The following is an 11,320-nucleotide window of genomic DNA, read 5'->3' as shown; positions in this document are numbered from 1 at the left end:
ATGTGGGCGCGCTTGGTCAGATCGGGCAAAGCGGGCATGGGCTGCCTCCATACATGGGTCGAGTTCCGGGTTTGCCCTTATCGAGCCCGCAAGCGTCGTTCCTGCGCATCATCCAAAAGGTGATACCTAAAATACGTACCCCCCAATTGGGGGGATTTTTGATACATTTCGTGGCGTCGGGTAGTGCCACACAACAATAACGTTTCATTCGAAATTCCGCGCAATGACGCGGAACACCGTGCCTACGCACGCCAAACGGGCGTGACGAAGCCTTTTCGGTTCGGACCAGACGGGAAAAGAGGGAGTCTTGTTTGGGCAGCCGTGGAGCGATCCATGGGGCTGCTGTGTTTCGCCATGGCTGCAGGGAGCCGGGGCGAGGCGCTAGCCATGGGGCAGGGAGGAAACCACAATGAGCACACGTCATGCACGACGCCCGGCAGGGTCGTCACGTAGCACTTACATCCGTAGCGCCCAGAGCGGGCGCATCGGCGATCGTTCCAGCGTCAATGATCATCGTCTGCCGCCCAGCGGCGTACCGCGCATGCTGTTGTGGCTGCTGGCCGCGACGGTTCTCTTTGCGGTGGCGAACTACACGCTGAAGCTGTTCGGCTGAAGCAACGCCGGATCGCCTTACAACACTTTCCCCGGATTCATCAGGCCGCGCGGGTCCAGCGCCTGCTTGATCGCGCGCATGGCTGCCAGTTCAACAGGACTCTTGTAACGCGCGTTGTCTTCGCGCTTGAGTTGGCCAATGCCGTGTTCGGCCGAAATTGAGCCGCCATGCGCATGCACGCTGTCGTGCACGATGCGGTTGATGCCGTCCTGATTGGCCAGGAACGCGTCGTGCGCATGGCCTTCCGGCGGCGATACGTTGTAGTGCAGGTTGCCGTCACCCAGGTGGCCGAACGTCACCATGCGGATGCTGGGATAGGCTGCAGCCAGCGCGCGATCGGTCACGTCAATGAAGTCGGCAATGCGCGAGATGGGCACGCCAATATCGTGCTTGATGTTCTTGCCTTCATCTGCCTGCGCCAGCGGAATATGTTCGCGCAGGCTCCAGAAGTCGCGCGACTGGGCCACTGATTCCGCCACTGCCGCATCGTCGATCACGCCGCGCGCAAGCGCCTCTTCCATCAGCGATTCGAACAGCGTGCGCGCGTGCGCTTCGCTTTCTAGATCGGACAATTCCAGCAGCACGTATTGCGGATATGCCTGCGTAAATGGCGCGCGCAGTTGCGGGTAATGCTTGCGCACCAGCTCCAGGCAAAACGCCGACATCAGCTCGAAGCCCGTCAGCAGCGTCCCTGCATGGCCTTGCGTCAGCGATAGAAACTCCAACGCCTGCCGCGGCGATTGCAGCGCCGCCAGCGCCGTCACCCTGGCGCGCGGTTGCGGAAACAGCTTCAGCATCGCCCCGGTGATGATGCCGAGCGTGCCTTCCGCGCCGATCAGCAGGTCACGCAGGTCATAGCCTGTGTTGTCCTTGCGCAGGCCGCGCAGGCCGTTCCAGAGTTCGCCGTTGGGCAGGACCGCTTCGATGCCCAGACACAACTCGCGCGCATTGCCGTAGCGCAGGACGGCGGTGCCGCCCGCGTTGGTTGCCAGATTGCCACCGATCGTGCAACTGCCTTCGGCCGCCAGGCTGAGGGGGAAGAGGCGGTCTGCATCGGCGGCAGCTTGCTGCACGTTTGCCAGGATGCAGCCGGCATCCACGGTGATGGTGTTGTTGATCGGGTCGACGGCGCGCACGCGCTGCATGCGCTGCAACGAGATCACCACCGCGTTGCCTTCCATGTCGGGCGTGGCGCCGCCACACAGGCCGGTGTTGCCGCCTTGCGGGACGATGGGCACGTCGTATTCGCCGCACAGGCGCACGAGCGCTGCCACCTCGTCGGGGCTGGCCGGGCGCAACACTGCGCGTGCGCGCCCCGAGAAACGCTTGCGCCAATCGGTAAGGTAGGGCGCTTGGTCTTCCGGCGCGGTTAGAACGTGTGTTGCGCCGATGGCATCAACGCAGGCTTGCAGGAAGGCATCGTGAGTCATGGCGGGTCAGGCGCTGTGGCCGGCGCGGGCTTTTGCGGCGCGCTTGAACGGGCGCAGATAGAAGATGGTTGCGGTGAAGAACACCACGCTGAGCGCCACCTCGCCCCATGCCAGCGAGCGCGAAAGCCCAACGTCCGATGTCGCCCGCACGATGCCTTCGGTAAAGAAGAGCAAGATGAACATCGACGCCCATTGCATCGTGTAGCGGTTCTTGCGCAGCACGCCTGGCAGCGGCCACGCCAGCAGCAGCGCCTTCAGCGCCAGCCACGAGCCGCCCGGGCGCACGGGCGCAAGCCACAACTCCCACGCGGCGCATAGGACGATCAACGCGATGAGGCTGCCGGCACTCAGCACAGCCAGTGCCCGGGATTCGGTGACGACGTTGTCGGCGGGAGTCATGCGGCGAGCTTCAGAGCAGTCTGCGCTAGCCTCCGGCCCATGGCCGTGGCGAGCGTGCGTTCGTGGGCGGTAAGCGGTGCGGTATCGCCGCGATGCGCGACGTGTGACGGCCCGTATGGCGTGCCGCCAGCATCAGTGGAAAGCAGTTCGCTGTGCTGATACGGCAGACCGAGCACGACCATGCCATGGTGCAGCAGCGGCAGCATCATCGAGAGCAGAGTGGTTTCCTGCCCGCCATGCATGCTACCCGTGGAGGTGAACACGCATGCCGGCTTGCCGGCCAGCGCGCCCGCCAGCCATTGCGGTGTGGTGCCATCCAGGAAGTACTTGAGCGGCGCAGCCATGTTGCCAAAGCGCGTGGGCGAACCCAGCGCCAGGCCCACGCATTCCTCCAGATCGCGTACTTCCACGTAGGGCGGGCCGCTGTCTGGCACGTCGGGCTGCGTGGCTTCGCAGACGGTGGAGACGGCGGGCACCGTGCGCACACGCGCCTGGGCGCCGTCGACGCTTTCAATGCCTTGCGCAATGGCTTCGGCCAATGCGCGTGTGCTGCCGTGACGGCTGTAGTACAAGACCAGGATATCTTTCATAACAAAGCGTTGAGAGCGTCGCGGTATTATAGTTGCGCCCCCCAACCCCGCCTCCAGCCTCATTTTTCATGCTTTTTTCCACCCGTGCGCTTCGTCAATGGAATGCCGCCAAGCTCCGTGCGCTGGCGCGTTACGCCTTGCGCCGCGCCGGTGAAGACCACCTACCGCAAGTGGCCAGCAGCCTGACATTCACGACGGTGCTGTCGCTGGTTCCCATTCTGACGGTGGCCTTTGCGCTGTTCACGGCATTTCCGATGTTCAAGAGCTTCCGGGCGGACATCGAGGGCTACATGTTCAGCAATCTCGTGCCGGGCAGCATCAGCCGGCCGATCCTGACGTATCTCAACCAGTTCTCAAGCAACGCCAAAGGGCTGACAGCAGCGGGCCTGATCGGCTTGGTCGTGACGTCGGTGATGACCATGCTCACCATCGAGAACGCGTTGAACGCCATCTGGCGTGTGCGCCATCGGCGGCCGCTCGCGCAGCGCGTTCTGGTGTTCTGGGCGCTGATGACATTCGCGCCGGTGCTGATTGGCGCAAGCCTGTCGGTCAGTTCGTACCTCGTGTCGATCTCGGCGGGTTATGTGCACAAGCTGCCGTTCGGCCTGGGTGTGATCGTGGGCCTGATCCCGATCCTGCTTTCGGCGATTGCGTTTGCGATGCTGTACGTGTTCGTGCCGAACACCAATGTGGAACGGCGCGATGCCTTCATTGCCGGGCTGATTGCTGCGGCGGCGTTTGAAATTGCCAAGCGTGTCTTTGGCGCTTACGTCGCGCATATCCCCACATACACAGCCGTCTACGGCGCGTTTGCCACGCTACCGATCTTCCTGACGTGGATCTACGTGAGCTGGCTGGTGACGTTGCTCGGCGCGACCATTGCGTCGACACTGCCGATCATCCGCCAGGGCTATTGGCAACGGCGCACGTTTCCGGGCAGCGAGTTCTTCGATGCGCTGGGTGTTCTGCTGCTGCTGTATCGCGCCCGCGAACAGGCGCCACGTACGGTGCCCGAGCGCGATATCGGCCGGCGTCTGCAACTGGAAGCCGATTACCTGGCTGATCTGCTGACCAAGCTGAAGGCGCTGCATTTGATCGGCAAGCTGCAGCAGGATCGAGGTGAGGCCCATTGGGCGCTGCTGTGCGATGCGCACACGACCACGCTGCGACCGCTCTATGAAAGGCTGGTGTTGAGTCTGCCGCGCTTGCCGCGCACCGCGCTGGCACGCCATCTGGGGGATACGCGCGCGCTGGTCAGCCAACTGCAGAATCCTGCGCTCGATGCCACGTTGGAGAGCATTTTTACGACGGGCGAACGCGGCGTGGCGGCGGCAGCGCAGGCGGCTACCGCACCTGCGGCGTCCGCAATGGCCGCTGCCAGCGCCAGCGCCTGACGTTTTAGAACGGGATCTTGCCCGTCCAGATGTCGCGATACATCACCCAGTCGCCCATCAGGCTGTAAAACGGATGGCGAAACGTGGCGGGCCGGTTCTTCTCGAATCCGAAGTGCCCGACCCACGCGAACGCGTAACCACTCACGGCCGCCCCCAGTAGCCACCACAGGTTGCCCGTGAAAACCAGCAGGATCAGGCATACCAGCGCCACCGTCGAACCGGCAAAGTGAAGGCGCCGGCAGGTGCGGTCTTGATGCTCGCTCAGGTAATACGGATAGAACTCGGCGAAGCTGCCGAAGCTGTGGGTGTCGGTGGTGGCCATGATGCGTCTCCGGGAGGCGACTGCGACTTATGCGACGACCGGGTCTCGTTCGCGCGCAAAGGCGATCAGCGCGTCGAGTGTGCCGTCTGGGCATTCTCCCATGATCGCGTGCCCGCCTGGCAGGCCGACTACGCGGCTGCCGGCCAATCCTGCTGCAACCTGACGTCCAGCTTTCGCTGGGGTCATCTGGTCTTTCTCTCCCACGATGACGAGTGACGGGCACTTCACGGCCGCCATGGCTTCGGCGCCGCGTGCATAAGCGTTGCAGGCCGCAAAGTCTGTGTGAAAGACGGGCGCCTCGGCACCGCGCGCTATCCGTTCCATCAGCCGCTGGCTGCCGCCATGCATCCAGAAGCCCGGCCCGGGCGACGAGGGTTTGTTTGCGAGGCTGGAATGCGACCACGTATTCACCATGTCAATGGCGCCGGCCGTGTTGTTGAGCGCCGCATCGAGCAGCGCATCCGACACCTTCATCGGCCAAGCCGTCGCCACGAGGGCGATGCGGCGCACGCGACTTGCGTACCGTGACGCGCACTCCAGCGCAATCAACGAGCCCATGCTGTGGCCGATGACGATGACCGGTTGTGTGACGCCAGCCGCTTGCACCAGCGCCATCACCCAATCGGCCATGGCTTCCACCGTCTGCAACGGGGCGCCGACACTGCGGCCGTGTCCGGGCAGATCCACCGCCAATACGCTGAAGCCGTGGTGCGCAAACCAGCGCGTCTGCAGCCCCCAGACCGAATGATCGTTCTGGGCGCCATGCACGAACACGACGCACGGCAATTCGACATTGAACGGCTTGCCCCCGGTGTAGGCGTAGGCGCGCTCGCCTTGTACGGTCCATTCCATTAGCGGGCTCCCGGTGCGTTGGCGGCGGCTTTGCCCGGCGCGGCGGACATCGCGCGCTCGGCGGCTTTCAGGCCGCGCTTGAGATCGTCGATCAGGTCGTCAGCGTCTTCCAGGCCAATTGAAAGACGGATCGTGCCTTCGCTGATACCGGCTGCGGCCAACGCGTCGGCATCCATGCGGAAGTGTGTCGTCGATGCGGGATGGATGACCAGCGAGCGTGCATCGCCCACGTTGGCGAGGTGCGAGAACAGGCCGAGCGACTCGATGAACTGCTGGCCGGCACGCCGGTCGCCGCGCAGATCGAAGCTGAACACCGCACCGCTGCCGCGCGGCAGCAGGCGCTTGGCCAGCGCGTGATCGGGGTGCGATTCCAGCTCGGGGTAGGCGACCGACGCCACCATCGGATGGCTCGCCAGGAAGGCGACGACCCGGCGGGCGTTGTCAACATGCCGCGCCATGCGCAGCGGCAGTGTCTCGATGCCTTGCAGCAGTTGCCATGCGGCCATCGGGTTCATGCAGCCACCGAAGTCGCGCAGGCCTTCGCGTCGCGCGCGCAGCAGGAAGGGCGCGACGGTGCTTTCCTCGGCAAACACCATGTCGTGGAAGCCCGCGTACGGCTCGGTCAGCTCGGGATGCTTGCCTGCGGCTACGTAGTCGAACGTGCCGCCGTCCACCAGCACGCCGCCGATGGTTGTGCCGTGCCCGCCCAGGAACTTGGTGGCCGAGTGGTAGACGATGTCTGCACCATGCGCGAACGGCTGCAGCAGCCACGGCGTGGTGAAGGTTGAATCGACCAGCAGCGGCACGCCCGCATCATGCGCAATCGACGCAATGGTTGGGATGTCCAGCACATCCAGCCCCGGGTTGCCGAGCGTCTCGCCAAACAGCAGCCGCGTGTTCGGGCGGATGGCCGCGCGCCAGCCGTCGATGTCGCCGGGCTTGACGAAGGTCGTCTCGATACCGAAGCGGCGCAGTGTGTAATGCAGCAGATTGTGCGAGCCGCCATACAGCGCCGAAGACGCGACGATATGCGAGCCGGCACCCATCAGCGTGACGATGGCCAGATGCAGCGCCGCCTGGCCCGAGGCGGTGGCGATGGCGCCTACGCCGTTTTCCAGCGCGGCCATGCGCTCCTCGAACACGGCAACGGTCGGGTTGGAGATGCGCGAATAGACGTGCCCCGCGCGTTCCATATTGAATAATGACGCCGCATGTTCGCTGTCGCGGAACACAAAGGACGTGCTCAGGTGAATGGGCGTGGCGCGCGCGCCGGTGGCCGGGTCGGGCGCGGCACCGGCATGCAGGGCCAGCGTGTCGAAGCGGGCTTTGGACATGGATTCAAGCACCCTGAAAGGGAGCGGGAGCGGGTTTGGACGCGGCATGCTAGCACTGCTCCCTGTTGCAGCGCATTCCGGGCAAACGCCGAGCGGGCGCGGTTTTTGACAGGTTTTTTCTGCGCTGCATGCTTGTCGAAGCGCTCCGGTTTGGGCTAGGATCGAATCACAACCATAACCACAACCCGCGCGCGGTCGCTCCCCCGGCAGACCGGCACCCCGAACTCTGGGAGACGCAACATGAAAGTCAGCGACATCCTCCACGTAAAGGGCAACACGCTCTACACCGTGGCACCTGAAACCAAGCTCCAGGTGGCCGTGCAGACGATGGCGGAAAAAGACATCGGCTCGCTCGTGGTCATGGAGTACGGCGAGCTGGTCGGCATGCTGACCTTCCGAGAAATCATCAAGGTTGTCGCCAAGAACCACGGTTCCGTGGGCGAGGGCACGACCATTCGCAAGGTGATGGACGATCATCCCGTCACCTGCACGCCCGAAACCGAGGTCAACGAAGTCCGTCGCATCATGCTGGAGCACCATGTGCGCTACCTGCCGGTGCTCGACAGCCGCACGTTGATGGGCGTGATTTCCTTCTACGACGTGGCCAAGGCCGTGTTGGAAGACCAAAGTTTCGAAAACAAGATGCTCAAGGCGTACATTCGCGACTGGCCGGAAGAAAAAGCCAACGAAGACTGATCTGCGCGATCTCTTTACCGCATTCCTGAAACCCGCCCGCCGTTGCGAGCGGGTTTTTTGTTGAACCCAGAACCGCCCGCCGATGAGCCAATCGAGCCAGTTTTCCCTGCTGAAGCAGCGTCGTTTTGCACCGTTCTTCTGGACCCAGTTCCTGGGCGCGATGAACGACAACGTTTTCAAGGTGGCGTTTTCCTCGCTGGTCACATACCACGCCGCGCTGTTCGGCAATGCGGACCCGGCTTCGGCGGCGTTCCTGATTTCTGCAATCTTCATTGCGCCGTTTGTGCTGCTGTCGGCCACGAGCGGACAGATTGCCGATCGCATGGACAAGGCGCGGCTGATCCGGCTGGTCAAGACGTTGGAAATCGCCATCATGGCGATCGGTTGCGCGGGTTTTGCGCTGCGCCACGTTGAACTGCTGTACCTGTGCACGTTCCTGATGGGCGTGCACTCGACGCTGTTCGGGCCCGTCAAGTACGCATATCTGCCCCAGCATCTGCAATCGACGGAACTGGTGGGCGGCAACGGGCTGGTGGAAATGGGCACCTTCGTCGCCATCCTGATCGGCACCATCGGCGGTGGCGAGCTGGCCAACTACACGCGCAACGGCGAGTTGATCGGCCCGATGTTCACTGGCGTCGCCTGTATTGTCATTGCCGTGGCCGGTTGGTTGACGGCGCGTGGTGTGCCGGTGTCGCCGGCGTCGCAGCCGGACTTGCGTATCAACTGGAACCCCATCTCCGAGACTTGGCGCAACCTGAAGCTCGCGAGCAACCAGCGCGCGGTGTTCCTGAGCCTGATGGGCATTTCGTGGCTGTGGTTCGTGGGCGCGACGTTCCTGACGTCGTTCTTTGCCTTTGCGCGCAACGTGCTTGGCGGCGATCAGAACGTGGTGACGCTGCTGCTGGCCGTGTTTTCGGTCGGCATCGGGTTGGGCTCGGTGCTGTGTGAAAAACTCTCCGGTCGCAGGGTGGAAATCGGCCTGGTGCCGTTTGGCTCGATCGGGATGACGGTGTTTGCAGTAGATCTGTACTTTTCGTCCCACGCCGAGGCATTGGTTGCGCACGACGTGCTGACGGGCATTTCCGGCTTCCTGCAGAACCACCGCCATTGGCGCGTGCTGGCCGACCTGTTCCTGCTGGCAATGTTTGGCGGCTTCTACAGCGTGCCGTTGTACGCGTTGATCCAGAGCCGCTGCGAACCGACGCACCGGGCGCGCATCATTGCCGCCAACAACATCCTCAACGCGCTGTTCATGATCGCCTCAGCTGTGCTGGCGATGGTGCTCACGCGTGCCGGATTCACGATCCCGCAGTTGTTCCTCGTTACCGGCATCCTCAACGCCGTGGTGGCGATTTACATCTACACGCTGGTGCCGGAATTCCTGATCCGCTTTGTGATGTGGCTGCTAATCCATACCGTCTATCGCGTGAAGGTGGACGGCTCCGAGCAGATTCCCGATGAAGGCCCATGTCTGTTGGTCTGCAACCACGTGAGCTTCGTCGATGCCGTGGTGGTGGGCGCATTCGTGCGCCGGCCCGTTCGCTTTGTGATGGACCACCGCATCTTCAAGGTGCCCGTGCTGTCGTGGTTCTTCCGCACGGTCAAGGCGATTCCGATCGCGCCGCTGCACGAAGACCCGGAGATGCTCAAGCGCGCCTACGACACCATTGCGGCCGCACTGGCGGAAGGCGAGGTCGTCTGCATCTTCCCTGAAGGCAAGATCACCGCCACGGGCGAGATGAACCCGTTCAAGGAAGGCATGCGCCGCATCATCGAGCGCACACCTGTGCCGGTGGTGCCGATGGCGCTGCGCGGGCTCTGGGGCAGCTTTTTCTCCCGCAAGGGCGGGGCGGCGATGTCGCGCCCGTTCCGTCGCGGTTTCCTCAATAAGCTGGAGCTGTGCATCGGCACGCCGGTGCCGGCGCATGCCGTCTCGCCCGAAGCGATGCAGGCCGCCGTGCTGGCGCTGCGCGGGGAGCGGCTCTAGCGCCTGGCCCGCCTCCGGACTTCGATACACTGCCGGTTGGCCCGCAATCGGCCGTGATGCTTTCTCTGACCTCCAACTCTCCCGTTACCTGCCATGAAACACGTTTCCCCGCTGCTGTGCGCTTCGTTGCTTGCCCTGGCTGCCGTTACCGCGCAAGCCGCATCGCCGGCATCCGAGACGCTGCCCTCCGGTGTGACCGTCCAGACGCTGACCAAGGGCACCGGCCCGTCGCCCAAGGCCAGCGACACGGTCAAGGTGCACTATCGCGGCACGCTCACCAACGGTACCGAGTTCGACAGCTCCTACAAGCGCGGGCAGCCGATCTCGTTTCCGCTGAATCGCGTGATTCCGTGCTGGACCGAAGGCGTGCAGAAGATCCAGGTGGGCGGCAAAGCCAAGCTGACGTGCCCAGCAGCCACCGCTTACGGCGAGCGCGGCGTGCCCGGCACGATTCCGCCCAATTCCACGCTGAACTTCGAGGTCGAGTTGCTGGGTATCGGCAGCTGATCTGGCGGCCGGCAGATCGGCCTTACAATACCGTTTTCCCGATGTTTCGCGCCGCGGTAGTCGCGGCGCCTTCCTGAGCACGATCATGTCTGGCAATACCCTGGGCCTGCTGTTTTCCGTCACCACCTTCGGCGAGTCGCATGGCCCGGCCATTGGCGCTGTCATCGACGGCTGCCCGCCCGGCATGACACTGTCGGCAGAAGATATCCAGCCCGATCTGGATCGGCGCAAGCCGGGCACCTCGCGCCATGTGACGCAGCGCAAGGAAGAAGACCTCGTCGAGATCCTCTCCGGCGTGTACGAAGGCAAGACCACAGGCACCCCGATTTGCCTGCTGATCCGCAATACCGATCAGCGCAGCAAGGACTACAGCAACATCGCCGAGACCTTCCGTCCCGGCCATGCCGATTACACGTACTGGCACAAATACGGCGTCCGTGACCCGCGCGGTGGCGGCCGTTCTTCCGCACGATTGACGGCGCCAACGGTGGCCGCAGGGGCCGTCGCCAAGAAGTGGCTGCGTGAGAAGTTCGGGGTCGAAATCCACGGCTTCATGTCGCAGCTGGGCGATATTCACATCCCGTTCATGGACTGGAACGAGGTGCCGAACAACCCGTTCTTTGCGCCCAATGCCGAGATCGTTCCCGAGCTGGAAACCTACATGGATGCACTGCGCAAGGACGGCGATTCCGTCGGCGCGCGCATTGAGGTGGTGGCCACGGGTGTGCCCGTCGGCTGGGGTGAACCGCTGTTTGATCGCCTGGATGCCGATATTGCACACGCGATGATGGGCCTGAACGCGGTGAAGGGCGTTGAGATTGGCGCCGGTTTCCACGCAGTCAGCCAGCGCGGCTCCGAGCATGGCGATGAACTGACGCCGGAGGGCTTCGTCGGCAACAACGCCGGGGGCATCCTCGGTGGGATTTCGACAGGGCAGGACATCTCCGTGTCGCTGGCGATCAAGCCGACGTCGAGCATTCGCACGCCGCGCCGTTCGATCGACAAGGCAGGTGACCCTGCGGTGGTCGAGACGTTCGGCCGCCATGATCCGTGCGTTGGCATTCGTGCTACGCCAATCGCCGAGGCGCTGTTGGCACTCGTGCTGATCGATCACGCGCTGCGCCATCGCGCGCAATGCGGCGATGTGTCGGTGCAGACGCCGGCCATCGCGGCAAAAGCTTCCTGAATCGATT

Annotated in this window: 12 protein-coding genes; 6 read left to right on the top strand and 6 right to left on the bottom strand. The window is 63.6% G+C overall.

The annotated features are described in order from the left end of the window. The first annotated feature begins 409 nt into the window (after positions 1 to 409). On the top strand, positions 410 to 613 hold the full coding sequence (locus ACCD03_RS17020; RefSeq protein ID WP_253539909.1) for a hypothetical protein: 204 nt from the start codon (positions 410 to 412) through the stop codon (positions 611 to 613). A 17-nt stretch (positions 614 to 630) separates the two neighbouring features. Here the strand turns inward: ACCD03_RS17020 and ACCD03_RS17015 are convergent, their stop codons facing one another. The 3 genes from ACCD03_RS17015 to wrbA are packed head-to-tail and all read right to left on the bottom strand — an operon-like array spanning position 631 to position 3,032. After that, positions 631 to 2,043 carry an FAD-binding oxidoreductase gene (locus ACCD03_RS17015; RefSeq protein ID WP_413412364.1) on the bottom strand — a complete coding sequence of 471 codons (1,413 nt, stop codon included), beginning with the start codon at positions 2,041 to 2,043 and terminating at the stop codon, positions 631 to 633. A gap of 6 nt (positions 2,044 to 2,049) precedes the next feature. Then, positions 2,050 to 2,442 carry a DUF2069 domain-containing protein gene (locus ACCD03_RS17010; protein ID WP_325652118.1) on the bottom strand — a complete coding sequence of 131 codons (393 nt, stop codon included), beginning with the start codon at positions 2,440 to 2,442 and terminating at the stop codon, positions 2,050 to 2,052. Further along, positions 2,439 to 3,032, bottom strand: coding sequence for an NAD(P)H:quinone oxidoreductase (gene wrbA, locus ACCD03_RS17005; protein WP_045203206.1), 594 nt, complete (start codon positions 3,030 to 3,032; stop codon positions 2,439 to 2,441). Before wrbA ends, ACCD03_RS17010 begins: the two co-directional genes overlap by 4 nt. Positions 3,033 to 3,100: 68 nt before the next feature. Here wrbA and ACCD03_RS17000 point away from each other — a divergent pair, with 68 nt between their 5' ends. Further along, complete coding sequence (locus ACCD03_RS17000; RefSeq protein ID WP_413412363.1) at positions 3,101 to 4,426, top strand: YihY family inner membrane protein; 1,326 nt, start codon at positions 3,101 to 3,103, stop codon at positions 4,424 to 4,426. 4 nt (positions 4,427 to 4,430) lie between these two features. Here the strand turns inward: ACCD03_RS17000 and ACCD03_RS16995 are convergent, their stop codons facing one another. Genes ACCD03_RS16995 through ACCD03_RS16985 form a run of 3 tightly spaced genes read right to left on the bottom strand, consistent with a single transcriptional unit; the run spans position 4,431 to position 6,934 of the window. After that, positions 4,431 to 4,748, bottom strand: a complete 318-nt coding sequence (locus ACCD03_RS16995; RefSeq protein WP_045203204.1) for an Mpo1-like protein — start codon at positions 4,746 to 4,748, stop codon at positions 4,431 to 4,433. A 27-nt stretch (positions 4,749 to 4,775) separates the two neighbouring features. Continuing rightward, complete coding sequence (locus tag ACCD03_RS16990; protein ID WP_413412362.1) at positions 4,776 to 5,600, bottom strand: alpha/beta fold hydrolase; 825 nt, start codon at positions 5,598 to 5,600, stop codon at positions 4,776 to 4,778. Further along, on the bottom strand, positions 5,600 to 6,934 hold the full coding sequence (locus tag ACCD03_RS16985) for an O-acetylhomoserine aminocarboxypropyltransferase (protein WP_413412361.1): 1,335 nt from the start codon (positions 6,932 to 6,934) through the stop codon (positions 5,600 to 5,602). Before ACCD03_RS16985 ends, ACCD03_RS16990 begins: the two co-directional genes overlap by 1 nt. Before the next feature lie 240 nt (positions 6,935 to 7,174). Here ACCD03_RS16985 and ACCD03_RS16980 point away from each other — a divergent pair, with 240 nt between their 5' ends. The 4 genes from ACCD03_RS16980 to aroC all read left to right on the top strand — a co-directional run bounded on the left by ACCD03_RS16980 (position 7,175) and on the right by aroC (position 11,313). Next, positions 7,175 to 7,630, top strand: a complete 456-nt coding sequence (locus tag ACCD03_RS16980; RefSeq protein ID WP_004634176.1) for a CBS domain-containing protein — start codon at positions 7,175 to 7,177, stop codon at positions 7,628 to 7,630. Positions 7,631 to 7,712: 82 nt separating this feature from the next. Continuing rightward, complete coding sequence (locus ACCD03_RS16975; RefSeq protein ID WP_325652128.1) at positions 7,713 to 9,620, top strand: MFS transporter; 1,908 nt, start codon at positions 7,713 to 7,715, stop codon at positions 9,618 to 9,620. Positions 9,621 to 9,713: 93 nt separating this feature from the next. Further along, positions 9,714 to 10,127: an FKBP-type peptidyl-prolyl cis-trans isomerase gene (locus ACCD03_RS16970; RefSeq protein WP_253539899.1), complete on the top strand. Its 414-nt coding sequence runs from the start codon at positions 9,714 to 9,716 to the stop codon at positions 10,125 to 10,127. Positions 10,128 to 10,212: 85 nt separating this feature from the next. After that, positions 10,213 to 11,313, top strand: a complete 1,101-nt coding sequence (aroC, locus tag ACCD03_RS16965; RefSeq protein WP_413412360.1) for a chorismate synthase — start codon at positions 10,213 to 10,215, stop codon at positions 11,311 to 11,313. Positions 11,314 to 11,320 lie beyond the last annotated feature (7 nt).

The sequence above is a fragment of the Ralstonia sp. Ralssp135 genome (assembly GCF_047304345.1).
In the GTDB taxonomy this organism is placed as follows: domain Bacteria; phylum Pseudomonadota; class Gammaproteobacteria; order Burkholderiales; family Burkholderiaceae; genus Ralstonia; species Ralstonia chuxiongensis.
This window is presented reverse-complemented; position numbering and strand designations above follow the sequence as displayed.

Coding starts and splice junctions, on each gene's coding strand:
- ACCD03_RS17020 (WP_253539909.1), top strand. CDS start 410: ATGAGCACACGTCATGCACGACGCCCGGCAGGGTCGTCACGTAGCACT.
- ACCD03_RS17015 (WP_413412364.1), bottom strand. CDS start 2,043: ATGACTCACGATGCCTTCCTGCAAGCCTGCGTTGATGCCATCGGCGCA.
- ACCD03_RS17010 (WP_325652118.1), bottom strand. CDS start 2,442: ATGACTCCCGCCGACAACGTCGTCACCGAATCCCGGGCACTGGCTGTG.
- wrbA (WP_045203206.1), bottom strand. CDS start 3,032: ATGAAAGATATCCTGGTCTTGTACTACAGCCGTCACGGCAGCACACGC.
- ACCD03_RS17000 (WP_413412363.1), top strand. CDS start 3,101: ATGCTTTTTTCCACCCGTGCGCTTCGTCAATGGAATGCCGCCAAGCTC.
- ACCD03_RS16995 (WP_045203204.1), bottom strand. CDS start 4,748: ATGGCCACCACCGACACCCACAGCTTCGGCAGCTTCGCCGAGTTCTAT.
- ACCD03_RS16990 (WP_413412362.1), bottom strand. CDS start 5,600: ATGGAATGGACCGTACAAGGCGAGCGCGCCTACGCCTACACCGGGGGC.
- ACCD03_RS16985 (WP_413412361.1), bottom strand. CDS start 6,934: ATGTCCAAAGCCCGCTTCGACACGCTGGCCCTGCATGCCGGTGCCGCG.
- ACCD03_RS16980 (WP_004634176.1), top strand. CDS start 7,175: ATGAAAGTCAGCGACATCCTCCACGTAAAGGGCAACACGCTCTACACC.
- ACCD03_RS16975 (WP_325652128.1), top strand. CDS start 7,713: ATGAGCCAATCGAGCCAGTTTTCCCTGCTGAAGCAGCGTCGTTTTGCA.
- ACCD03_RS16970 (WP_253539899.1), top strand. CDS start 9,714: ATGAAACACGTTTCCCCGCTGCTGTGCGCTTCGTTGCTTGCCCTGGCT.
- aroC (WP_413412360.1), top strand. CDS start 10,213: ATGTCTGGCAATACCCTGGGCCTGCTGTTTTCCGTCACCACCTTCGGC.